22 protein-coding genes and 3 tRNA genes are annotated in these 24580 nt (G+C 50.5%); 24 read left to right on the forward strand and 1 reads right to left on the reverse strand.

Translation table 11 applies throughout. The features are described 5' to 3' along the window. The first annotated feature begins 86 nt into the window (after positions 1-86). From rplM to ACYVUU_RS02160, 4 genes are all read left to right on the forward strand, one after another. Complete coding sequence (gene rplM, locus ACYVUU_RS02145; RefSeq protein WP_003613334.1) at positions 87-530, forward strand: 50S ribosomal protein L13; 444 nt, start codon at positions 87-89, stop codon at positions 528-530. Positions 531-542: 12 nt separating this feature from the next. Continuing rightward, positions 543-938, forward strand: coding sequence for a 30S ribosomal protein S9 (gene rpsI, locus ACYVUU_RS02150; RefSeq protein WP_154546862.1), 396 nt, complete (start codon positions 543-545; stop codon positions 936-938). A gap of 294 nt (positions 939-1232) precedes the next feature. Continuing rightward, positions 1233-2864 carry a peptide ABC transporter substrate-binding protein gene (locus ACYVUU_RS02155; RefSeq protein ID WP_484499807.1) on the forward strand — a complete coding sequence of 544 codons (1632 nt, stop codon included), beginning with the start codon at positions 1233-1235 and terminating at the stop codon, positions 2862-2864. A 114-nt stretch (positions 2865-2978) separates the two neighbouring features. After that, positions 2979-3602: an NUDIX hydrolase N-terminal domain-containing protein gene (locus tag ACYVUU_RS02160; RefSeq protein WP_439775498.1), complete on the forward strand. Its 624-nt coding sequence runs from the start codon at positions 2979-2981 to the stop codon at positions 3600-3602. 63 nt (positions 3603-3665) lie between these two features. Here ACYVUU_RS02160 and ACYVUU_RS02165 read toward each other — a convergent pair whose 3' ends face one another. Continuing rightward, complete coding sequence (locus ACYVUU_RS02165; RefSeq protein ID WP_439775499.1) at positions 3666-4835, reverse strand: MFS transporter; 1170 nt, start codon at positions 4833-4835, stop codon at positions 3666-3668. Between the two features lie 101 nt (positions 4836-4936). On the opposite strand from ACYVUU_RS02165, the gene ACYVUU_RS02170 reads away from it, so the two are divergent. From ACYVUU_RS02170 to ACYVUU_RS02265, 20 genes are all read left to right on the forward strand, one after another. Continuing rightward, entirely contained in the window at positions 4937-5428 is a 492-nt protein-coding gene (locus ACYVUU_RS02170) for a YbhB/YbcL family Raf kinase inhibitor-like protein (protein ID WP_439775500.1), read from the forward strand. Between the two features lie 100 nt (positions 5429-5528). Next, positions 5529-5600, forward strand: a tRNA-Gln gene (locus ACYVUU_RS02175). 119 nt (positions 5601-5719) lie between these two features. Beyond that, on the forward strand, positions 5720-5890 hold the full coding sequence (locus ACYVUU_RS02180) for a hypothetical protein (RefSeq protein ID WP_439775501.1): 171 nt from the start codon (positions 5720-5722) through the stop codon (positions 5888-5890). 325 nt (positions 5891-6215) lie between these two features. Next, complete coding sequence (locus ACYVUU_RS02185) at positions 6216-7397, forward strand: aminotransferase class I/II-fold pyridoxal phosphate-dependent enzyme (RefSeq protein WP_484499808.1); 1182 nt, start codon at positions 6216-6218, stop codon at positions 7395-7397. Continuing rightward, on the forward strand, positions 7384-8439 hold the full coding sequence (locus ACYVUU_RS02190; protein ID WP_484499809.1) for a PTS sugar transporter subunit IIC: 1056 nt from the start codon (positions 7384-7386) through the stop codon (positions 8437-8439). Before ACYVUU_RS02185 ends, ACYVUU_RS02190 begins: the two co-directional genes overlap by 14 nt. A gap of 75 nt (positions 8440-8514) precedes the next feature. Then, positions 8515-8596 (forward strand) — tRNA-Tyr (locus tag ACYVUU_RS02195). 5 nt (positions 8597-8601) lie between these two features. Further along, positions 8602-8673: transfer RNA gene (locus ACYVUU_RS02200), tRNA-Gln, on the forward strand. A 288-nt stretch (positions 8674-8961) separates the two neighbouring features. Further along, complete coding sequence (locus ACYVUU_RS02205; RefSeq protein WP_439776353.1) at positions 8962-10569, forward strand: peptide ABC transporter substrate-binding protein; 1608 nt, start codon at positions 8962-8964, stop codon at positions 10567-10569. Positions 10570-10715: 146 nt separating this feature from the next. Continuing rightward, on the forward strand, positions 10716-11828 hold the full coding sequence (locus ACYVUU_RS02210; protein WP_484499810.1) for a phage tail protein: 1113 nt from the start codon (positions 10716-10718) through the stop codon (positions 11826-11828). 12 nt (positions 11829-11840) lie between these two features. Beyond that, positions 11841-12908, forward strand: coding sequence for a hypothetical protein (locus ACYVUU_RS02215; protein WP_484499811.1), 1068 nt, complete (start codon positions 11841-11843; stop codon positions 12906-12908). A 65-nt stretch (positions 12909-12973) separates the two neighbouring features. Next, a complete protein-coding gene (locus ACYVUU_RS02220; protein WP_002878105.1) occupies positions 12974-13675 on the forward strand; it encodes a GntR family transcriptional regulator in 702 nt (233 codons plus the stop codon). Positions 13676-13832: 157 nt separating this feature from the next. Next, positions 13833-14972 (forward strand): CDP-glycerol glycerophosphotransferase family protein, encoded by a 1140-nt coding sequence (locus ACYVUU_RS02225; protein WP_484499812.1) that lies wholly within the window; start codon positions 13833-13835, stop codon positions 14970-14972. Positions 14973-14975: 3 nt separating this feature from the next. After that, positions 14976-16403, forward strand: a complete 1428-nt coding sequence (locus ACYVUU_RS02230; RefSeq protein ID WP_484499813.1) for an oligosaccharide flippase family protein — start codon at positions 14976-14978, stop codon at positions 16401-16403. A 50-nt stretch (positions 16404-16453) separates the two neighbouring features. Continuing rightward, positions 16454-17188 carry a WecB/TagA/CpsF family glycosyltransferase gene (locus tag ACYVUU_RS02235; protein WP_484499814.1) on the forward strand — a complete coding sequence of 245 codons (735 nt, stop codon included), beginning with the start codon at positions 16454-16456 and terminating at the stop codon, positions 17186-17188. Next, complete coding sequence (locus ACYVUU_RS02240; RefSeq protein ID WP_484499815.1) at positions 17188-18288, forward strand: glycosyltransferase; 1101 nt, start codon at positions 17188-17190, stop codon at positions 18286-18288. Before ACYVUU_RS02235 ends, ACYVUU_RS02240 begins: the two co-directional genes overlap by 1 nt. Then, positions 18285-18986, forward strand: a complete 702-nt coding sequence (locus ACYVUU_RS02245; protein WP_484499816.1) for a glycosyltransferase family 32 protein — start codon at positions 18285-18287, stop codon at positions 18984-18986. The genes ACYVUU_RS02240 and ACYVUU_RS02245 overlap by 4 nt, the downstream gene beginning before the upstream one ends. Before the next feature lie 104 nt (positions 18987-19090). After that, entirely contained in the window at positions 19091-19921 is an 831-nt protein-coding gene (gene nadE / locus ACYVUU_RS02250) for an ammonia-dependent NAD(+) synthetase (RefSeq protein ID WP_439776344.1), read from the forward strand. A gap of 188 nt (positions 19922-20109) precedes the next feature. Next, positions 20110-22794 carry a calcium-translocating P-type ATPase, PMCA-type gene (locus ACYVUU_RS02255; protein WP_484499817.1) on the forward strand — a complete coding sequence of 895 codons (2685 nt, stop codon included), beginning with the start codon at positions 20110-20112 and terminating at the stop codon, positions 22792-22794. 327 nt (positions 22795-23121) lie between these two features. Continuing rightward, positions 23122-23937 carry a hypothetical protein gene (locus tag ACYVUU_RS02260; RefSeq protein ID WP_484499818.1) on the forward strand — a complete coding sequence of 272 codons (816 nt, stop codon included), beginning with the start codon at positions 23122-23124 and terminating at the stop codon, positions 23935-23937. A 197-nt stretch (positions 23938-24134) separates the two neighbouring features. Continuing rightward, on the forward strand, positions 24135-24545 hold the full coding sequence (locus ACYVUU_RS02265) for a choline-binding protein (RefSeq protein ID WP_439776340.1): 411 nt from the start codon (positions 24135-24137) through the stop codon (positions 24543-24545). Positions 24546-24580: the final 35 nt, after the last annotated feature.

A 24580-nucleotide genomic window follows, 5' to 3' on the forward strand; every position in this document is an offset into this window, starting at 1 on the left:
GACATATGATATAAGAGTATGTTTGTCCACGATAGGCCCCGGAAACTTATTGTATTCAAACTACGAATTAAACGGAGGAATTTACATTGCGTACTACACCATTAGCAAAGACTAGTGAAATTGAACGTAAGTGGTACTTGATTGACGCTACTGATGTTTCATTGGGTCGTCTTTCAACTGCTGTTGCTACTATCCTTAGAGGTAAGAACAAGCCTCAATTTACCCCAAACGTTGACACTGGTGACAATGTCATCATCGTTAACGCTTCTAAGTTGAAGCTGACTGGTAAGAAGGCAACTGACAAGATCTACTACCACCACTCAGAATACCGTGGCGGCTTGAAGTCTGTATCAGCTGGCGAATTGCTTGCCAAGAACCCTGTTAAATTGGTTGAATTGTCAGTTAAGGGTATGCTTCCAAAGAACACTCTTGGCCACCAAGAATTCTTGAAGATGCACGTTTATGCTGGTGAAGAACACAAGCACGAAGCGCAAAAGCCTGAAAAGTTAGACATTAACAATTTGATCTAGGAGGTAGTTTAGATGGCACAACAAGCTGCATATGCAGGTACTGGTCGTCGTAAGGACGCCGTAGCTCGCGTTCGTTTAGTACCAGGCGATGGTAAGATCACTGTTAACAACAAGGATGTTGCTGACTACATTCCATTGCCAATCTTGGTTAAGGACCTTAAGCAACCTTTGACTTTGACTGAAACTGAAGGCCAATACGACGTTATCGTTAACGTTAACGGTGGTGGTTTCTCAGGTCAAGCCGGTGCGATCCGTCATGGTATCGCCCGTGCCCTTCTTGAAGTAGACCCAGACTTCCGTGGTCCACTGAAGAAGGCTGGCTTCTTGACTCGTGACCCAAGAATGAAGGAAAGAAAGAAGCCAGGTCTGAAGAAGGCCCGCAAGGCTTCACAATTCTCAAAGCGTTAATCTTACGATTACGTTTTGCCTTCAAAAAGCGTTGTTCCGCAGGGAACGGCGCTTTTTTGTTTTTCTCCCATAAGCAGACCAATTTTTCTCCCCAACTTATCCACATAAGAAAATTAAGCAAAAGTCTAGACCAACTGAATAAAGTAAATCAGTCCCCGACAGAAAATTTCCAAAATGAAGAGTTTCCCGGAATAAAGTACAAGTCCTTGCATATGCTACAAAATGAAAATACAATGAATGCAAGCTTAAAAAGTGACCCGTGATGATAAAGATGTGAAAGCAGGGGACAAGACAATGAAAATTCCGAAAAACTTAGGTCAAGCAGCTTGCGTCTGTCTGGCGGCACTCGCATTAACGGCATGTGGTTCTTCAAAGGCAAGTTCATCCGCCAAAAAGACTCTGAATTGGTCAGCTAGTGCTGAAATTCCGACCATGGACCTGTCAAAGGCGACCGACTCGGTTTCCTTTACCCAGATCTCCAACACCTTTGAAGGCCTCTACCGCCTGGGCAAGGACTCAAAAATTACTCCGGGCCTGGCAACCTCTGAAAAAGTTTCCAAAGACGGTAAAACTTACACCTTCACCTTGAGAAAGAACGACAAGTGGTCCAACGGGGACCCGGTGACGGCCCAGGACTTTGTCTACTCCTGGCGGCGGACGGTCAACCCGAAGACTGAATCAGAATATTCATACCTTTTCTCAGGCATCAAGAATGCTGACAAGATCGTAGCTGGCAAGAAGCCGGCAACGAGCCTGGGGATCAAAGCGGTTGGCAAGTACAAGCTGGTCGTGACCCTGGAACGGCGGATCCCATACTTCAACAAGCTGATGGGCTTCGCGGTCTTCTTCCCGCAAAATGAAAAAGCCGTCAAGAAGTATGGCTCCAAGTACGGGACAGCTTCCAAGTACCTGGTCTACAACGGTCCTTACATCCAGAAGGGCTGGACCGGGTCCAACCTGTCTTGGAAGATGGTCAAGAACAAGTACTACTGGGACAAGAGCAAGGTCAAGCTGAGCCAGATCAACTGGAGCGTGCAGAAGTCAACCACGACCTCCTACAACCTCTACCAGGCTAAGAAGCTGGACGCTACTTCCCTTGACTCCTCACAAATCAAGCAGCTGAAGAGCGACAAGGCCTTCACCTTGCTGCCACAAGGCGGGACCTACTACATGGAATTCGGCCAGGGCAAGAGCGGCAACGAATACGTTAAGAATGCCAACATCCGCAAGGCCCTGTCACTGGCAATTGACCGCGGGGGCCTGGTTTCTACCATCGACGGCGGGGCCAGCCAGCCGGCCAACACCTTGACTTCCAAGGACTTGACCAAGGTCAACGGCAAAGACTACACCAGCTTGATCTCCAGCAGCGCCAAGAGCCTCTACCCGAAGGACGGCAACAAGAAGCTGGCCAAGCAGTACCTGGCCAAGGGCTTGGCTGAACTGGGCAAGAGCAAGATCAAGCTGACCTTGATCTCCAGCGACACGGACAGTGCCAAGAAGACGGCTGAATCAATTCAGTCCAACATTGAAGCGACCCTGCCGCAGGTCAAGGTGGAAGTCAACAGCGTTCCGTTTAAGACCCTGCTGAACCGCCTGGCCAGCCACAACTTCCAGCTGGGGCTGATCGACTGGATCGCCGACTTCGCTGACCCGATCTCCTTCCTGGACCTGTTCACGACTGGCAACAGCCAAAACGACGGGCAATGGTCAAACAGCGAATACGACAAGCTGATTGCTGACTCCAAGACCACCACGTCTACTAGCCAGCGCTGGAGCGACATGAGCAAGGCTGAAGATATCCTCTTAAACGATGCCGGCATCTGCCCGCTCTACTACTCAACCAGCGTCATGCTGGTCCGGACCAGTGTTAAGAAGGCGGTCTACAACCGGGGCAACTGGGACTTCAAGGAAGCCTACGTCAAATAATCAAGATTAAAGATAGTCAAGAAAGCAGATCTCCGGATCTGCTTTTTTGCGCAAAAATTTTTCCCTTTGACTATAATTAAGGCAGAAACAATTACAGCAGAAGGAAAAGAGGGCATGATGAAAAAAGGCGACAAATTAATTGACTGGGCCATGGAAATCCAAGCGATCGGGCAGACCGGCCTGGCCTACAGCAAGGATGTTTTTGACACGGAGCGCTACAGCCGCTTGCGGGAAATTGCCGCGGAAATGCTAGCGGAAAAAAGTGAGGTCAATTATGACAAGGTCAAGGAGCTCTTTTGCAATGAAATTGGCTATCAGACTCCGAAGATCGCGACCAGGGCAGCCATCTTCAAGGATGACCAGATTCTCCTGGTCCAAGAAAAAGAAGGGCACTGGTCCCTGCCCGGCGGCTGGTGTGACGTCGACCAGTCCCCAGCTGACAACTGCGTCAAGGAGTGCCGGGAAGAGTCCGGCTTAACTGTTAAACCGGTCAAAATTATTGCTGTTCAAGATCACTTTAAGCACCATGGCTCCATCCACCCTTACGGAATTACCGACATCTATTATCTCTGCCAGTCCCTGGGCGGGGAATTCAAAGCCAACTCCGAAACCAGCCAGGCAGCTTGGTTTAAGGAAGCTGACCTGCCGCCTCTGGCGGAAAACAAGAACTCGACTGAACAGGTCAAGATGTGCTTTGCTGCCCAACGTAACTCTGACTGGCAAACTTTATTCGACTAAAAAACTCGCTGTGAGGCGAGTTTTTGTTTTCTATCTCTATTTTATTCTCTATTCTGTTTTTCTTTACTTCTTAGCAGCTAATTGCCGGCAAACCAGGATCATCAGAAGGCAGCTGAGTAAGCTGTAGACACCGCCAAAGTAGGGGGTGCTGGAAATACCAGTCAAGCCTGCCGCTTGTGCAGCTGTAAAGGAGCCCAGGGAAATGCCGATATTGGCAAAAATCGAGTTGAAGCTGGAGGCAAAGTCAATTGACTCTGGATATTCAGCCGCGGCCAGGTCCAGGAAATAAACCTGGGTGGAAGACCCGTACATGCTGTTGAGGCAGCAGATGCCGACGATGCATAGGAAGGCCAGCCAGGACAGCGGCAAAAGCGGCGCCAAGAGGAAGAGCAGGACGGTCTGGATGCCGAAAACCAATGGCAGGCGCTTGATTCCGCCATGGTCGGCCAGAAAGCCCCCAGTCTTGTTGCCGGCGATAAAGGCCAAGCCCAGCAGCAAGAGCAAGATGTTCAGCCAGCTCTTTGGAAAATGCATGTAGTCGGTGATCAAGGACCTGATATAAGTATAGTAGGTATACTGGGCCGCGCAGACCAGGACGATGGCCAAGAGGGTCAGCTGGATCTGCCGGTTGCCCAGGATGGCAAACTGCTTATTGCCCTTGCTGGACTGGCTCTGCGGGGTATCCCGGGGCACGAATACCAGTAAAAGGACGAAGGTTACAAGTGTCAGAACTGAGATCATCCAGAAACTGGCATGCCAGGAAAAAGTGGTTGAGATGAAGGTACCAATCGGCAGGCCGATGATGGAAGCAATCGAGAAGCCGGCAAAAATCCAGGACAGAAGCGAGGCTCTTTTTTCCAAGGGCGCCACGAAATTGGCGATAACCAGGATCAGGGAAATAATTGCCCCGGCCGTAGTGGCAGACAGGATTCTGGACAAAAGCAGGCTGATATAGCTGTGGGACAATGCCGTCCAGGTGTTGCCGATGAAGAAGACGCCCATCAAAAAGAAGAGGAGCTGGTGGCGCTTGAAATACTTGGTTAGGGAAGTAACTATGGGCGTAGCGATGGCATAAACCAGGGCAAATACGGTAACCAGGTAGCCTAAGCTGCTGAGTGAGGCATTTATTTCCCGGGAAATATCCGGCAAAACACCGACGATCATATATTCATTGCAGCCGAGCATGAAGGCCACGAAGACAAAGAGAAAAGCTTGAATTTTATAACGTGACATACTAAAACTCCTATAAAAGACACTGTTAATTAGTTTAACAGAAAAAATGTTAAAATGAAGATGATAATAACAAGTCTTGAGTAAAGAAAGCAGGTTTGACCATGCAAATTCAAGTGAAATTGAACAAGGGCTATTTGCCCGACGAATATGCCAAGTATGCCAGCGTTAAAGAAGCTGGCAACCCGGTAGTGTCTTTTCCGTTTACCCTGACGGACTTGCCGGAAGGGACCAAGTACCTGGCCTGGTCCTTGGTCGATTATGATTCCATTCCGGTCTGTGGCTTTGCCTGGATCCACTGGCTGGCCAGCGATGTGCCAGCAGCCAGCGAAATTCCAGCTGACTTCAGCCGGACGACGGATACTCCCCAGGGCTACAACAGTACCGTTTCCCGCTTTTTGAATGATCCAGAAGAAGTACATACGGGCTATATCGGGCCGACTCCGCCGGACAAGGACCACGACTACCGCTTCCGGGTTTACGCTTTAAGCGAGAAGCTGGACCTGGAAGAGCCTTATTACTACAATGAATTCTTGCGTGCCTTGGAGGGCAAGGTCTTGGCTGAAAGCCAGCTTGACCTGCCGGCCCGGGTTTAAGGAAAAAGTTTTTTTAGAAAAAAGTTGCCGAAAACTGTTGACCAAAGCTGGGAAATTAGGTAATATATTATTTGTTGAGCGATCAGCTCACAAGTAAGATTGCGTTATAGCCAAGTGGTAAGGCAACGGTTTTTGGTACCGTCATGCGCTGGTTCGAATCCAGCTAACGCAATAAGTTAGGCCAGGCTGGAAGGCTTGGCCTTTTTTGCGCTCTCAAAAATGCAAGGCAAAAATCTGGTAAAATGGAAAAGAACTTTTGTAGGCGGATTTTTTTAAGAAAAGAGGCAGCAGATGGCTGGAAAAGAAGAAGAAGTGGAGAAAATGCAAAAGCTGCTGGGCCAGCTGGAAGAAGAAATTTCCTTGAGCTACTTCCTTAAGCCCGGCACCATCACGGTTGGCCGCGACCTCCTGCAGGCCATGCAGGACCTGTTGGCCAATCCTGAAAATTGGGAAGAAAATTAACACATCGTACTTGACTTTAATTTATCTTTAAGATATAGTTAAAGCATCAAATGTTGAGAGAGGACAAGAATCATGAACGCTTTAATCAGCAAGAACGCGAAATTCTTTAGCTTTTATTACTGGAACTAGCTTGCATCTGCGGATGCAAGTCTTCAAGCAAGAACATGCATCTGCAGTTTCAATAATAAGAGTTTTCTCAGCATTTTTTGAAACGGCAGGAATCAGGATCCGGCGGTTTCAAGAACACGCGCATTAGCAGACTTTGGTAATCGTGGATCATCTGATCCGCGATTTTTTTATTTTTACGGTAGCCAAGGAGGACACCATGGTTGATTTAACTAAGCACTTTAAGCAGGGGGTAGCGGAAGTAAAGTCTTCAGCTATTCTGAATTTTGCTAAATATACGAGTCAGTACCCGGACATCGTCAAGTTCACGGTCGGTGAACCGGACTTCAACACCCCAGACCATATCAAGACGGCTGCCATCAAGGGGATCGTGGACAACCACTCCCACTACGCGCCTTCAAACGGGACGCCTGGCCTCAGAAAAGCCGCGGCTGACTTCCTGGCCCGGCATTACGACATGCACTATGAGCCAAGCGAAATCATTGCCACCAACGGGGCAACAGAAGCCATCTACACGGTCATGTCTGCCATCATCAACCCAGGCGACGTGATGGTCCTGCCAACCCCAATCTTTCCTTTATATATTGCCGACGCGGCCTTGGAAAAAGCGGAAGTTGTCCAGATCGACACTTCCAAGACCGGCTTTAAATTGACGCCAGACCAGCTGCAGGCAGCCGTTGACGAATACGGCGACCGCCTCCGGATTCTGGTTATGAACTACCCGACCAACCCGACCGGGGTCATGTACAGCCAGGAAGAACTGGATGCTTTGGCGGCAGTGATCAAGGACCGGCCAACTTTTGTCCTCTGCGACGAAATCTACAGTGAACTGAATTACGAGCAAGAGCACGCATCAATGGCCAAGTCCCTTAGAAGCCAGGCCATCGTTTTAAACGGGGTCTCCAAGTCCTGGGCCATGACTGGCTACCGGATCGGGATCATGGCTGCTCCCCAGGAAATTACTGACCAGCTGGCCAAGGTTCACCAGTTCATCACCACGACTGAACCGACCCCAATGCAGGACGCGGCTGAGGAAGCTTTTAAAAACGGGGACCGGGATGCCCGGGAAATGAAGGCGGCCTTCAAAGAGCGCCGGGACTACCTCTACCAGGCTTTAACGGAAATCGGCTTTGAAGTGATCAAGCCGCAGGGTGCCTTCTACATCTGGGCCAAGATTCCGGCCGGTCTTAACCAAAAGGACACGGAATTCGTTTACGAGTTGGCTGACCAGGCCCATGTCGGGGTCTGTGCTGGTTCCTGGTTTGCCAAGGGCGGGCAGGGCTGGCTCCGCTTCTCCTACGCGACAGCACTGGACGAAATCAAAGAAGGCGTAAGCAGAATCAAGAAATTTGTCGAGGAAAATAAGAATGACGGAAAGTAAAGAAACAAACTGCCTTAAGCAAGGCACATTGAATATTTTAAACGGAATCGGGCTCGGGGTTATTGCCGCCCTGGTGCCGGCCGCGCTTTTAGGCCAACTGATGAAGGCCCTCTTGGGCGTGGCACCAACTTTTGCCCAGACGGTCATCAATATCACGACTTTTACCCAGAGCCTGCTGGCCGCCATGGCTGGCTTCTGCGCTGCCTACCTCTTCCAGATGAACATGATCCAGATGTGTTCTGTCGCTGCCGCGGCCATGATCGGTTCTGGCGCGGTTACTTTTAAAAACAGCTTGATTATGGTGGCCGGGACTGGTGACGTCATCAACATCGGTTTGACGATCACCCTGGCCATCCTCTTGATCAAATTGATTGGCAACAAACTGGGTTCCTACACCACGATTCTTTTGCCAATCATCGTCTTGGTCGTTGGCGGCGGGGTTGGTCTCCTAATTCTGCCATACGTTAAGACCGTGACCACCTTCATTGGCATGATCGTCATGGCCTTCACCAAGCTGCAGCCGCTCCTGATGGGCGTTTTGATCGGGATGTCCTTTGCGGCCATGATCGTGTCGCCAATTTCCTCAGTTGGGATCGCGGTGGCGATTGGCTTGACCGGGGTTGCTTCCGGAGCCGCCAACCTGGGCATTACCGGGGCTGCCTACACTCTGGGGATCATGAGTTACAGCGTCAATGGGATGGGGACCACCTTGGCCCACTTCATCGGGACGCCAAAGATCCAGATGGCCAACATGCTGGAAAAGCCGAAGCTTTTTGTTCCGGTCCTGCTTTCATCTGGTCTGTCCGGTCTTCTGGCCGCCATCTTCAACCTGCAGGGGACGCCTAATTCCGCTGGCTTTGGCTTCAGCGGCTTGATCGGGCCTCTGGCGGCTTACGCAAAGATGACGCCAGGCTGGGGGAGCATCATCCTTTTGACGGTGCTCTACGTTGTTTACCCGGTCGCTTTGGGCTTCTTCATGCGCTGGCTCTTCATCGACCGCTTGAGTTTTGCCCAAGCAGAGGACTTGCGCCTGGAAGTTTAAGCTAAAAAGCAAAAAAATTACCAAAAAAGCTTGCACTTACCCTGTTTTTTCGTTAAGATAATAGAGTACTTCGACGGAGGAATAGCGAAGTGGCTAAACGCGGCGGTCTGTAAAACCGCTCTCTCTGAGTTCGGTGGTTCGAATCCACTTTCCTCCATTGATTGCGTTATAGCCAAGTGGTAAGGCAACGGTTTTTGGTACCGTCATGCGCTGGTTCGAATCCAGCTAACGCAATTGTTCTAAAGAACACCCAACCCGAAAGAAGAGCTTCTGACTGAGTCAGGAGCTCTTTTTTGCCAGAGCAAAAGAAAAGCAATTTTTTCCAAGAGAAAATGCTTAAAAATAGATGAAAAAACTTACTTTTCAAGAAAATGTTTTTCTTTCATAAGTAATGATGTACTTTCTTTGCGTAACTTGCTATACTGAAAAGTAAGTTGTTGGTTACTTTTAGTAAGTTTGATAAGTACAAATGCAAGTAAGATTAGATTGGCTAGATTAAGTAAAATTTCGGGAGGCAAAAAATTGCATAAAAAGAGGATTGTGTCAGTAACGCTTTTAGCAACGGCGGCGCTTTTGACGGCCTGCGGGCAAAACAAGCAGGCTTCCAGTTCCAAGCAGGTAATGAAGACAGCTGTAACTGGCGAAATCAGCACCCTGGACTCCAGCAAGTACGGGGATACCGTCAGCTCTGAAACCCTGCAGAATTCCATGGAAGGGCTCTACCGCTTCGATAAAAAGGGGCAGGCTCAGCTGGCCGGGGCGGTCAAGGTGACCAAGTCCAAGGACCAGAAGGTCTATACTTTTACTCTTAGAAAAAACGCCAAGTGGTCCAACGGGGACCCAGTGACTGCCCAGGACTACGTTACTGCCTGGCGGCGGACGGTTGACCCCAAGAACGATTCTTTGGACAGCGACAGCTACCAAGTGATCAAGAACGGGACGGCTGTAGCAGCCGGCAAGAAGAAGGTGTCCAGTCTGGGCATCAAGGCCTTGGGCAAGTACAAGCTGCAGGTCACCCTGGAAAACCCGATCCAGTACCTGCCAGACCTTTTAACCGGGGCCCAGTTCTACCCGCAGGACACGAAGATCGTCAAAAAGTACGGGTCCAGCTACGGGACCAGTTCCAGCAAGCTGGTCTACAACGGGCCGTTTACCGTCAGCCAGTGGGATGGGTCCAGCCTCAAGTGGACTTTGAAGAAGAACAAGACATACTGGAATTCCAAGTCAGTCAGCTTGAGCGCGGTCAAGGTCCAGGTCATCAAGACCACCTCTACCGGCCTCAACCTCTACAAGGGCGGGCAGCTGGATTACGCGCCAGTTGATGCTGACTACGTCAAGCAGTATGAAAAGAATGCTGACTACCACACCAAGACCACGCCGACCAACGGCTACATGGTTTTTAACACCAAGCGCAAGACCACTGGCAATGTCCACGTTCGCCGGGCAATCAGCCTGGGCGTGAACAAGCAGGAATTGGTGAAGACGGTCCTGCACTCCGGCAAGGCTGCCCAAGGTCTGGTCGCCAGCGACTTCATCTACGATGAAAACGGCAAGGACTACCGGACCAGTGCTGGCAAGCTGATGACTTACAATCTGAAGCAGGCCCAAAAGGAATGGGCCTTGGCTAAAAAGCAGCTGGGCAAGTCCAAGATCACCATCGAACTGTTGACCAGTGACATGGATGCGTCTAAGCGGGTGGGCGAATACCTGCAGAGCAACTTGATGAAGAACCTGCCGGGCTTGACTGTTAAATTGCGGTCGATTCCGCTGAAGTCCCGCCTGGCTGACACGACCAAGCACAACTTCGACATGGTATACGGGACTTGGCAGCCAAGCTTCCAGGACCCGATCGACTACTTGACCATCGGTGGCCTCTTCAACCTGGAAAGTGACTACAAGAACAGCACTTTCTGGAAGGAAATCAAGCAGGCAAGGAGCACTTACGCCACTCAGCCGGCCAAGCGGCAGGCCAGCTTGATCGCCGCTGAAAAGCAATTGATCCAAAAGGATGCTTTCGCGGCACCGCTCTACCAAGCCGGGGTTTCCTACCTGCTTAAGTCCAAGGTGACCGGCTTCCGCCTGTCTCCTTACGGGACTGTTGCCTACTACTGGGACGTCAAGATTAAGTAAAACAAGTTTTAAACCGGTAAAAGCTGCCAGTTTCTTTCAATAAGGAAGAAACTGACGGCTTTTTTGCGAAAAAAAGAAGCATTCTTCAACTATTTTGCCTGTATAGCGGGTACAATAGTATTTAGTTTTTTGACCAGGAGGCGGATATGAGCAAATACATCAAAGTTGGCAGCGGCGGCGGTGAAGTGACCTGGCACCGGGCCATGCTCGACATGGAGCCGGGGGACTATCTGCTGCTGGAGCCCGGCTATTACGTTTGGCCCCAGGGCCGGCTATTAGAAGACGTGACCATCAAGGGCCTGGGGGCCAGCCCGGAAGACACCCGGATCCGCAGCTTTTTCTCCATCGGTGAAAACAGCTCCCGGGTGGTTTTTGAAAACTTGACCCTGGAACCTTATGGGGACGTAAACACCCTGGATCTTCCGGAAGAGACCAACAGCTACCTGATCCTGCGCGGCTGCGTCTTGACCGGGACCGGCAGCAAGACGACCACGATTTCCATCAACGGCCAGGACACGGTGGAGATGTACTCCTGCCGCCTGCTCAACGGGACCTTGTCCTTTTTTGAAAAAGCTAATTTCCGCCTGGAAATGGCGGACTGCCTGCTGGACTATGAGTCAGAAAAATTCGGGACCATCTCTTTGGAAGGAACCGGGACGGCCATCATCAATAATTCCGAGATTCGGGGGACGGTCAACAGCTTTGATTCCAGCAATATCGAACTGAACATCAATAACTCAGCCATCGGTAACCTTAACTTGGGCGGCAAGAGCTGGGTCAATGTCTACGCCTGCCGCTTTCTCAACCGGGACTACAGCCTTTATGCCCGGGGCGAATGCTGGCTGAACATCCTGGAGAGCCAAATGCCAAGCCAATTGGCGATTGAAGACCACTGCCACTTGCTAATGCAGAACAGTCAGCTCTACAATTTCCAAGCCCGGGGGGAGAGCCAGAGCTTTTTGTCCAATGTCCAGATCGCGGCCGCGGCCAACTTGGAAGGAAAAAGCTTCATGGAGGGGAGTTTAGTGACCTTTTCGGGCAATGGCGACTACCCTTACTTTATTTTCCTGGTCGACCAAGCGGTATTGAAGGGGCGGAACCTGCAATTTGACCCGCAAAACTGGCCGGTTTTGGTAGACAATGATGCCCGCTTTGTGGCCAACGCCCTTTACTACCAGGGGGCGCCACTGGAAATCAAGTGTGAGCATCCGGAAAACATCTCTTTGCTGGGGATCAAGTGGACTGAACGGAAGGAATAGAAAGGAGCCACCATGCGCTTAATCAAAGTAAGCCAGGACCCCCGGGACTTGTCCTGGGAGCAGGCTTTAGACCAGCTGGAAGACGATGACGTGCTCATGCTGGCTCCCGGCTTTTATGAAATTCCTTTTGGGCAAAAGCTGAACAACATCGTGATCAAGGGGACGGGGACAGCGCCAGATATGACGGTCCTGGTTGGTCAAGTCGTCCTGTCTGGCCGCTATTTGACCCTGGAAAACCTGGCCGTCAAGACCAAGGCAATTGCCGGGGCCCTGGTTAGAGTTTATGTAGGCGAAAATGCTCCTTACTTGACCCTGCGCGGCTGCCGGCTGGAAGCGCCAGAAGGAGAAGGGAGTACTGCCCTCATGACTCTGGGTCCGGTTTGGTTGGAACTTTACTCCTGTCAAGTTAGGGGAAAAATCCGCCTGGTTGGCGGAGAAGAGCAGCATGTCCAGATTTCGGGAAGTGAAATCAAGGCAGCTCCGGCTGCTTTTACCGGCGATGGCTTTGGTCCCTTGGCCATCAGCCAGTCTCAAATCAAGGGAGAATTTGTCCTGGAGGAAAATTCGGCTTATGAAGGCCATTTTGACCAGACGGCTTTTGACCAGGTGACCAGCCTGGGAAAAAACAACGGTCTTTACTTCACCGAATCTACCATGTCTTTAACTCTGAAAAATGGCCAGGCTGACCTTTTGAACTGTGACTTGCAGGGGACGGCTCTTTTGGAAAAAGCCAATTCCTCCGCTTTCCAAAACTGCACTTTTAAGCAATTTAAGCAGGTCAGCGGGAGCAGCAACTTAACCAACTGTCACTTGGTGGCAGGAGAAATTGAAGGCCAGGGCAAGGCTGTTTTTTGCCGGCCACACTTTTCCTGCAGCGAAGGCACTTGGCTTAGTTTAAGCGGCGCGAGCCAGGTTCGCCTGCAGGATGCCCTCTTAAACGTGGCAGGCAGCCACTTGCGGTTAGCCGACAAAGCCGGGATCTTGGGCAATGTTTTGGAGAGCGACCAGGAACAGCTGCTGGTCAAGCAGACTGGCCAGGGCAAGGTAAAATTGACAGGAATTAAATGTAAACTTGTCTAAAGACCGCCTTTTGCTATAAAATTTAATTAAGATCTAAGCTGGATGATTCTGTGGGGGGGAAAACGATGCAAGAACCAATGTACATCAAAATTCACAATCAGCTGCGCCGGGATATTGAAAACCATGTCTACCAGGTGGGGGACCGGATTCCAGCTGAACGACAGCTGGCTGAGCAGTTCAAGGTGTCGCGGATGACCCTGCGCCAGGCCATCAAAACCCTGGAAGAAGAGGGGATTCTGGAAAGGCGGCTGGGCAGCGGGACCTATGTGGCCAGTCAGAAGGTTCAGGAAAAAATGTCCGGGATCATGTCCTTTACCGAAATTACCCGGGCCAACGGGCAGACTCCGTCCAGCAAGCTGGTTTCTTACAAGATCACCCAGCCTTCCCTGTCGGAAAAAGAACGCCTGGCTCTGGAAGGCAGCGACAAGGTCCTGCGCATGGAGCGGATTCGCTATGCCGACCAGGTGCCGATCTGCCATGAAATCGTGACGGTGCCGGAAGACCTGATCGCGCCTTTTGCCAAGGATGACGTGTCAAGCCACCTTTACCAGACCTTGGAAAAGCAGGGGGGCTACCAGATCGGGGATGCAACTGAGTACATCTCAGCCGCTGTTGCCAATGAGCAGGAGGCCCGCCTGCTCAACTGCCGCCGGGGCGAGGCCTTGATCACCCGCCGGCAGGTCACCAAGCTGGCCGATGGCCGGCCCTTTGAATACACGCGGGCTTCATACGTGGGTGAGCGCTTCGAATTTACTTTCAGCAAATAGCCAGCTATAAATAAGCGAATGACAAAGAGGCAGGAATCAAACCTGCCTCTTTTTCCTTCCTTTAAAAAAGGGCAAAAGATGGAACTTGCTTTTGGCGGCAGGGGGCGAATTTGCTAAAATGGACTTGACACTATTAGCTAATGATTAACGAGGCACTATGAAAAGCATACTATTCCGCCTGTATCTGGCAGTCATGAAATTTTTGGCCCGCTGGCAAAAAGAAGATCCCAACACATACGTGATCTTGAACGGGGCCGGCCGGTCGGGATCCAATGGCTACCTCTTTTATCAATACCTGCGCCGCGAGCACCCGGAAGTCACGGCCTACTTGATCGAACCCTGGCCCTCCTCTCATCTGCCTTGGTCGGACTGGCAAAAAATCGGCCGGGCCAAGTACGTCTTGACCACCCACCAGCCCTTCAAGGTCCGGAAAAGTCAGGTCAACCTGGCCCTTTGGCATGGGATTCCTCTAAAGCGGATGGGGACCATGGCCAACAATACCCAGCGCCGAGACAACCAGAGAAACGAAAAGCTTTGGCACAAGACGGCCGACCTGGTCACCTCCAGTTCCGAGCTCTATGAAAGCCTGATGAGCGCCTGCATGGGGATTGAAGGTCCCCGCTATGTCCAACTGGGTTTTCCCAGAATTGATGCCTTGCTCAAGTCCCCTTATAAAAAGGACCAGCTCCTGGCTGACTTTTTCTCCTGCCAGGACCCGGAGGCCCAAGTGGGGATTTATGTGCCAACCTTCCGCTATGAATTAGAAGACCCGGAAGTGATGGAGCGGATTAAGGCAGGGAACTTTTTTGCCTTCAGCGACTTTGACCTGGCCGCTTTAGACCAGGCCCTGGCTGCTAGAAAGCAGTACCTCCTGGTCAAGCTCCACCCTTGGGAAATGAAGCTCTTCAGCGACTTTCACTTAGCGGCTAAGCACGTGGCCTTTTTGAACAATTCCGATCTTTTGGCCAAAAAATTGGACCTCTACGAAATCCTGGGAGCCACCGACTTCTTAATGACCGACTTCTCCTCGATCTACTTTGACTACCTCCACTTGGACAAGCCGCTGATTTTCATCACCAACTACCTGGCCCAGTATGAAAAGACCCGGGGATTTTTGCTGGGGCCTTATGAAAAAATCGTCCCTGGTCCCTGCGTGGCCAGCCAGGCTGACCTGGTCAAGCAGCTGGGGGAAGGCGACAAGTATGGTCTTGAACGGAAAAAGTGGCTGGATTTGAGCGACCAGGCCGACCATGGCCAGGCTTGCCAGACAATTTTTGATTACTTAAGCGGGGTCTGATCCTTGAAAAAAACTTTTCTGAACATCTTCTATAACGCGGTCTACCAGGTCTTCCTGGTCCTGGTGCCCTTGATCACGGTTCCTTACCTGTCCAGAGTCCTGGGCCCGACGACCTACGGGATCTATTCCAGCGTCAACAACACGGTCCAGTTTCTGATGATTTTCTGCGTCCTGTCTTTATCCAATATCGGGGTCAGAAGTATCTCTAAAGCCCGGGCCAAAAGCAAGAGCGGGGAACTGACCGAGGCCTTCTGGGGCCTGTGGTACTTCCAGTTTATCGGCGGGGCAGTCACCATCGCTTTAACTGTCTTGACCTGCCTGGTCCTCAAGGTCCGCTACTGGAACTACTTCTTGCTGATGCTGCCGTACTTGATTTCGGCTCAGTTTGACATCTCCTGGTTCTTCCAGGGCCTGGCTGATTTTGGCCGGGTGGTTCTTAGAAACACTATCGTCAAGATCGTCAGCGTGGTCTTTATCTTGCTTTTGATCAAAAGTCCGGCTGACCTGTGGAAGTATTTCCTGATCATGTCCATTTCCACCATGTTGGGTTCCTTTGTCTTCTGGTTCAGCATCGGCAAGTATGTCGGCCGGCCAGTCAAGCACTTCTACCATTTCGCGGAAACCCGCCGGGCCATCATGACCTTGATGATTCCCCAGATCGCGACCCAGATATACACTTCCTTGGACAAGCCCCTTTTGGGCCTCTTCCAAAGCACGGCCCAGGTTTCTTATTATGACAACTCCCAGCGGATTTCCAACATGATCCTGGGGGTCATCACCAGTATTTCCCTGGTAATAATGCCGCAGATGGCGGTCCAGGGGAAGGAAACCCAGAAGAAGGTCTTGAAGAAGTCCCTAGAAGCCACGACTATGCTGGGAACCATGTTTGCCGTGGTGGTCATGGCCAATACCAAGGAATTCGTGCCCTTTTTCTTCGGGAAAAAATATATCCCGATGACTCCCTTGATGTTCTTCTTTACCTTGACCATTATCTTGATCCCCATGGGCGGGGTCTTCGCCAACCAGTTTGCCCTGGCCAACAAGCGGGACAAGGACTATGCCATTCCGGTTACGATCGGGGCGGTCCTGGAGCTGGTCTTCAGCTACTTTTTGGACCGGCCTTTCGGGGCAGCGGGCGCCATGGTGGCGATCCTCTTGACCGAAGCAGTCGTTCTGTTTCTCCGCTGCTGGATCGTGCGGGACGGCTATGACTTCAAGGAAACTTTCAGTGATGTGCCCAAGTGCTTCTTGGCCATGGGGATCAGCCTGGCGGCAGGGATGCTGTGGCCTTGGCAGATTCCAAGTGCTTTTATCAACATGACGGTCAAGTCCCTGGCCATTATGGCCCTTTACCTGGTCATCCTCTGGCTCTTGAAGTTTGATTTGAACGAAGACTTGGTCACGATTGTCAAAAAGCGGCTGAAAAAATAGCTATTAATAAGGAAGAAATTAGCAAAAATAAACAAAGAAAGCGTGTGAGCATGGTAAAAATCAACATTTTGGGCGTTGGCTTCGACAAGTACAGCCTGGCGGAATTTGAAGCCCGTTTTTTGGACCGCTTGCGGAAAAAAGAATCCACCTTGGTAGTGACGGCCAACCCGGAAATCGTCATGGCCGCCAAAGAAGATCCGGAATACCGGGAAATCATCAACAATGTGGCTGACTACGTGACGGCTGACGGGATCGGCATCATCAAAGGGGCCAAGATGCTGGGGCTGAAATTGCCAGAGAGAGTAACCGGCTACGACCTCTTTTGCTGGTATCTGCAAATTGCCAATGAAGACCACTTGCGGGTCTACCTGATTGGGGCCAAGCCAGCCGTGATCGCCGCCGTTAAGGAAAAAATCGCCACGGATTACCCGAATATCGACTTAGTTGGCGCTGAAGACGGCTACTCTAAAGACGCCCTGCCGGAAATTGCCAGCCGGATCGCCCAAGCCAGGCCCGACCTGGTCTTCGCGGCCCTGGGCTTTCCCAAGCAGGAGAAGCTCCTGGCCATCTTGCGCCAGCAAAACTTGCCAGCCAGCATGATGGGGGTGGGCGGCAGCTTTGACGTTTTCGCCGGTGCCGTCAAGCGGGCACCGAAGGTCTTCCAGGACGCCCACTTGGAATGGTTCTACCGCCTCTTGAAGGAACCAAGCCGGATCGGCCGGATGATGGTTTTGCCAAAATTCGTCGTGGAAGTTAAAAAGAGCAAGAAGCAGGACAAGCAATAATGAAAGTACTGCACATCAACGCCGGCCTGGAAAGCGGGGGCGGGCTGACCCATATCGTGAACCTGCTCTCCCAGGCCAAAAGAGCTGGGCAGGATTTTGACCTCTTGACCTTCGCTGAAGGACCGGTTGCCCAGGCGGCCCGGGAAAAAGGAATCAAGGCCATCGTTTTAGGCGGGTCCAGCCGCTACGACCTGGCCCTGCTCAAGCGGCTGAAAAAGACAATCAAGGATGGACATTATGACCTGGTCCACAGTCACGGAGCTCGGGCCAACCTTTTTGTCAGCTTGATCAAGTCTTCCTTGCCTTGTCCCTGGCTGATCACCGTCCACTCAGATCCCGCGATCGATTTTGAAGGGCGGGGAATCGCGGGGAAGATTTTTACCAAGCTGAACCTGCGGGCGATCAAGCAGGCCGATGGGGTTTTCGCCATCACCCCCCGTTTTGAAAAAATCCTGCTGAATTACGGAGTAAAGCCAAGCCGGATTCACGTCATCTACAATGGGATCAACTTTAGGGACAATAAAAATGTACTGGCCAAGGAAGACCATGCCGGCTTCAACATCATCAATGTTGGCCGCCTGGAAAAGGTCAAGGGGCAAGATCTCTTGCTCAAGGCTTTTAAAGCAGCCGATTTGCCGCAAGCTCACCTCTATATTGCGGGCAGCGGCAGCCAGGAAGCGGATTTGAAAAAACTCTGCCAGGACTTGGCCTTAACAGACCAAGTAACCTTTACCGGCTTTTTGACCCAGGAAGAATTAAGGCAGCTCTACCGGAAGATGGACCTGGCCGTCTTGTCTTCTTACTCAGAAAGCTTCCCCCTGGTCTTGCTAGAAGCAGCCGACAACCTGGTCTCGCTTTTATCCACTGACGTGGGCGGGGCCAGGGAATTGATTCCAGAAGGAAAAGGCTGGGTTGTGCCGGTCAAAGAAGAAAAAGCCATGGCCGATCAGTTAAAAGCAATCGCGGCTTTGCCAAAAGAAGAATTAGCGGCCATTGCTCAAACTGAAAAGGCCTATGCCAGCCAGCACTTTTCCCTGGACCGGCAACTGGCTGACGTTCTGGCCGGCTACCAGGCCTGCCTGCAAGGAGAAAAAGCATGATTCCCAAAATTATCCACTATGTCTGGGTCGGCGGCAATCCTAAGTCCAAGACCATTCAAACTTGTCTGGCCTCTTGGCAAAAGCGCCTGCCGGACTACCAAATCATCGAATGGAACGAAGATAAGCTGGACCTTGATGCCAACCGGTACGTTAAGCAGGCCTACCAGGCCAAGAAGTGGGCTTTCGTTTCCGACTATGTCCGGGCCAAGGCCCTCTATGAAATGGGCGGGATCTACCTGGACACCGACGTCATGGTCTTAAAAGATTTTGACGACTTGCTAAATGACCGGGCTTTTATCGGCTTTGAAAATAATGACTACCTGTCAGCCGCAATTATCGCGGCGGAGAAGGGTCATCCTTTTATGGCCGATATTCTGCACTATTATGATGACCTGGATTTTGCCTTTGACCAAAATGACCAGCTGGCCGGGGTCAACTCCCTGTCAGTCACGGAAATTCTCAAGGGAAAGTACGGCCTTAAGACCGGCAACCAAGAGCAAGTATTAAAGGAAGGAATCCATGTTTACCCGGACGGGATCCTTTGCAACCCTTCGCCTCAGTCCCGGTCCATTCACCTTTTTACCGGGACCTGGCTGGAAGGGAAAAATTCCTGGAAGCACGACCTGGTGACCTTTTTGAAATTACATATCCGTAGTCAAAAAACTGCGAAAATTTACTATCAGCTCTTCAGACGCTAATTTTTTAAAGAATCTCGTGAAAATACATTTCTGAAAACAGAGACTGCATTTTTTGAGTATAATAAAAGATAGAAAAAATTAACTACAAGATTGCGAGGCAGCAAATGAGAGAGTTGCAAAAGAAAATTGTCGAATATGAGCACGTTTTGCCGGAAATCGATCCCCAGGAAGAAATCCGCAAGACGGTTGACTTCTTAAAGGGTTACTTGAAGGCCAACCCCTTCTTGAAGTCATATGTTTTGGGTATTTCCGGTGGCCAGGACTCAACCTTGACCGGGAAGCTGACCCAGATGGCAATTTCCGAAATGCGGGAAGAAACCGGCGATGACAGCTACAAGTTCATCGCCGTCCGCCTGCCATACGGCGTCCAGGCCGATGCCGCTGATGCCGCTGACGCGGTAGCCTTCATCAAGCCGGACGTGGACTTGATCGAAAACATCAAGCCAGCCACTGATGCCATGGTGGCTACCTTGAAGGAAACGGGCGTGGAAATGACCGACTTTAACAAGGGCAACATCAAGGCCCGGCAAAGAATGGTCATGCAGTATGCCATTGCCGGGGCCAACCAGGGCGCGGTTGTGGGTACTGACCACGCGGCCGAAAACTTCTCTGGTTTCTACACCAAGTACGGTGACGGCGCGGCTGACCTTACTCCGCTCTTCCGTTTGGACAAGCGGCAGGGCAAGCAGCTTCTGGCTGCCTTGGGCTGCCCGGAACACCTTTACTTGAAGGCCCCAACGGCCGACCTGGAAGAAGAAAAGCCATCCTTGCCAGATGAAGTTGCCTTGGGCGTGACCTATGATGAAATCGATGACTACCTGGAAGGCCGGGAAGTCAGCGACAAGGCAGCTGAAAGAATCGAAGAATTGTGGACTAAGAGCGAGCACAAGCGCCATTTGCCGGTCACGATTTTTGACGATTATTACAAAAAATAGCGGCGAATTTGGTAAATTACTTGTTTCAAGCGCCAATTTTTGCTATATTAATCATGTCATAAGGGAGTAACGGCAAGCATAGCTTGCGACAAGCCCAACAGCCGGGAGCCGCGTTGGTTTCCTGGGCTTGTCTTAATTAGTGAGACTTATGTGCTTTTGTAAAGGGGCACGTAAGTCTCTTTTCTTTTTTGAAGGAGGAAAATACTGTGGCTAAGAAGTATTACAGCCAGGACATCCCAGGCACTTTAGCCGAGTTTGACTCGGACGCCAACCACGGGATCAGTTCGGCTGAAGCCAAGAAGCGGCTGGACCAATACGGCCCGAACGCTTTGGCCGGCAAGAAGAAACGTTCAATGTTTGCCCGCTTCATGGACCAGTTCAAGGACTTGATGATCATCGTCCTGCTGGTTGCCGCTGTCTTGTCCGGGGTAGTTGCCCAGGAATGGACTGACGCGGGGATTATTTTGGTAGTCGTGCTTTTGAACGCGATCTTGGGCGTGATCCAGGAAGCTCGCTCAGAAGCAGCGATTGAAGCCTTGAAGGACATGTCCACGCCGAGCGCCAAGGTGCGCCGGGACGGAGCGGTAGTTGAAGTTCCGTCAACGGAAATCGTGCCCGGTGACGTGGTCTTGCTGGAAGCAGGCGACGTGGTCCCGGCCGACCTGCGTCTTTTGGTAGCGGAAAGCTTGAAGATTGAAGAAGCTGCCTTGACCGGGGAATCAGTTCCGGTGGAAAAGAGTAATGAAACCCTGCAAGGGGATGACATTGCCCTGGGTGACCGGATCAACATGGCTTACTCCAGCACCAACGTGACCTATGGGCGCGGGGAAGGTGTAGTTGTCGCTACGGGGATGAATACGGAAGTCGGCAACATCGCCAAGATGCTGAACGAAGCTGATGAAACCGACACTCCTCTTAAGCAGAACTTGAACCAATTGGGCAAGACCCTGACTTACATGATCCTGGCTATCTGTGTGGTCGTCTTCATTATCGGGGTTATCCGGAACCCGCAGCATGAACCGATGAATGCTTTGCTGATCGACATGTTCTTGACGGCGGTTTCCCTGGCGGTTGCCGCTATTCCGGAAGGGCTGCCGGCGATTGTGACGATCATTTTGGCCCTGGGTACCCAGACCATGGCTGACCACAAGGCCATCGTCAGAAAGCTGCCAGCCGTTGAAACCCTGGGGGCAACGGATATCATTGCTTCTGATAAGACTGGCACCTTGACCCAGAACCGGATGACGGTGGAAAAGGTCTACTATGACGGGATCCTGCATGATGCCAGCGATGACATCGACTTGAGCAACCAGGCCATGATTACCATGCTTTTGGCCAACGACACCAAGATTCAAGACGGCGGGGAGCTCTTGGGTGACCCGACTGAAACTGCCTTGGTGCAATATGGCTTCCACAAGGACCTGCCAGTGAGCGACTTTTTGGCAGAACACCCGCGGGTAGCGGAAGTGCCATTTGACTCTGACCGGAAGCTGATGAGTACGGTCAACAAGTTTGACGGCCAGTTCATGGTTGCCGTCAAGGGTGCGCCGGACATGCTTTTGGAAAGAGTCAAGTATGTCAACATCAACGGCGAGCTGAGCGAAATCAGCGCTGAACAAAAGCAGGCCATTTTGGCAAGCAACAATGAAATGGCCAAGCAAGCCCTCCGGGTTTTGGCGATGGCTTACAAGGTTGTTGCTGAGCCATACGCTGACCCGACGACTGATAATGTTGAACAAGATCTGATCTTTGCCGGTTTGGTCGGCATGATCGACCCAGAGCGGCCGGAAGCCAAGGACGCGATCGCGGAAGCTCACCGGGCCGGGATCAGAACGATCATGATTACTGGTGACCACCAAGTTACGGCGCAGGCGATTGCCGAACGGCTGGGCCTGGTTGAAAAGGGCCGTGACGATGCCGTGATTACCGGGGCGCAATTGGACAAGCTGAGCGACGACTACTTCACCAAGCATGTCGGTGACTACAGCGTTTATGCCCGGGTTTCACCAGAACACAAGGTTAGAATTGTGAAGGCCTGGCAGGCAAATGGCAAGATCGTGGCCATGACTGGTGACGGGGTCAACGACGCGCCGAGTCTGAAGCAGGCCGACATCGGGGTCGGCATGGGGATTACCGGTACGGAAGTCTCCAAGGGCGCGGCCGACATGGTTCTGGCTGACGACAACTTCGCAACGATCGTGGAAGCGGTCAAGCAAGGGCGGAAGGTCTTCGCCAACATTCAGAAGGCAATTCTGTACCTGATGAGCTGCAACGTCGGCGAAGTGTTGACGGTCTTCTTGATGACTTTGCTGGGCTGGGATGTTTTGAAGCCAGTGCAGCTTTTGTGGATCAACCTGGTAACTGACACCCTGCCGGCTATTGCCTTGGGTGTTGAACCGATTGAAAAGGGGATCATGAACAAGAAGCCGCGGGGGAAGAATTCCAACTTCTTCTCAGGTGGCGTGGCCAGCTCGATTATCTACCAGGGGATCTTGGAAGGTGTTCTGGTCTTGATCGCTTATGGTTTGGGTCTGCACGTTTTGCCGCGGGGGACCAACCCGCATGAAGACGCGCTGACCATGGCTTTCCTCACTTTGGGTCTGATCCAGCTCTTCCACGCGGTCAACTCTAAGTACGTGAAGCAGTCAATCTTCCAAAAGAGCACTTTTGCCAACAAGTGGTTCAATGGCGCGATTATTCTGTCGGCCTTGATTATGGCGGCAGTTGAATTGCCATTCTTGACCAGAGTCTTTGCAGTTTCAGAATTGCATCTGGATCAATGGCTGACTGTGCTGGGGATGGGCGTTTTGATGATCGTGATCGTCGAAATCGTTAAGTTCTTTGAGAGAAAAGCTGATCAACGGAATAGCTAAAAAGTTAAATAAGAAGCCTGGACGAAAGTCCAGGCTTTTTTGCGTGGAAAAACAAGAAGGCGAGGAAGGTAAAATAAGCTGATGTAAGAAGAAAAGATATAAGGAAATAGATATATGAATTCAAAGGCAAACGCCTTGAAATGGCGAGGATGATAGCCCTTTTGTAATGTATGAACTGGCTATAAAAACGAAAAAAGCAGCTTAAAATGGAAAAATACGGATTTTAAAAGGGAAAGTATTGACTACACTTTGAAGTAGACTATAATTCAAGGTGTAAAGCTCATTTTTTCACGAGTGCGGCAGTGTAAAACAATGGAGGAGAGAAAAATGTTAACCAGGACGAAAAAAATATATGTAGGAGTTGTGGCTGTCTACTTGTTGATTATTATTGGTCAGTTAGCATATGCGATACATGGCAACCTTCCAACTTTGAAAAGCAACTCCTATGGCTTTGATTATATGTTTAATTCGGTTCAGCCTGAAGGCGTCGAAGAAACGATGGCTGGGAACATTGCCGTTTATTTATTACTTCCTATTGTGGGTTCAGCTCTAGCAATCTATATCAAGAATAATCACGAACTCTATAGTGTGATCGGTAGAACTGGCTGGAAAAAAATTTTTCAAAAAAGTTTAAGTTACGCGTTCATTGGTGCGGCTGGCCTATATTGGTTAGGTTGTCTACTGGAAGCTCCGATAATCAGTATTTTTTACCGCCAATTTGTGTATATGCCCAGAGCGGAAATAATGTTGATGCGAGGAGACGGGTATTTCTCACTCAATAACCTGGCCAACCTGCTAATTAAAGTGTTGCTCTTCGGTATCGGCTGGGGAATTTATGCCGCTTTTATCTTTGCAGTGGCTTTATTTATCAAGAAGACAAGTCTTTGCCTGTTTTTAGGGCCAGTTGTCGGCTATCTCATTTTTCTTCAAGAAAATTTGTCAATTGATGTCGGAGAAACGTTTAGTAATATTTCTAACATCTGGGATATCGTCAATCTGACTAATCCATTGGAAAGATGGGTAGGAGAAAACCAATTCCCCGCAATCTACTATCTGAACTACGTGACGACGGCGGTGTTTTACATCGCGTTGACGGCTGTATTATTAAGACTTTGGTACGTGAAGAATGTTGAGAGAGGATAAGTGTGTTTTTTAACAAGAATAATTTGGTTAAAAAATGCAGGCTATGACACTAAAAAAGTGCCAAAAAGTGAGTATTTATGTTTTTTAGGGAAAAGTATTGACAGAGTGGCGAAGTGTAATATAATCATAAATGTGAACAATATTTTTTGTTCACTGATTTGTATAATAACTGTGCTATATAGAAAGGAGATAAGAAAATGAAACATAAAGTGTTAACCAAAGCTGCTTTATGTGGAATGTTGCTACTGCCATTTGCCAGTGCGGCTGTTGTACAAGCTGCGGGAACTTGGACTATTAGTGCCGAAGATGTGTCATCCTATGGGAGATGGAGCAGTTGGGGAAATCCTAATGTTAAGCAGACTCAATCATCGTATGCTTCATTCAATGGTGACGCACTTCCTGGCTCAAACAGAGTTATTAAGGTGAAGTTGATCAACAATAAGGCTCAAAGAAGATCGAATACGGTCGTTTTAAAGAAAAACAAGACTGTTCATGCAGCTAACAATACTGGATTAAGAGACCGTAAGTATTGGGGAGATGCTCGAACAGAAAAGGATGATCCACATTCAACAAGAGTGAAGTTTCACTTTAGTGCAGATTACAAGTAGCTAATTGGTGTGAGCAAAAGGCGAATGAGTGGAGA

The sequence above is a fragment of the Lactobacillus sp. WILCCON 0058 genome (genome assembly GCF_057198005.1).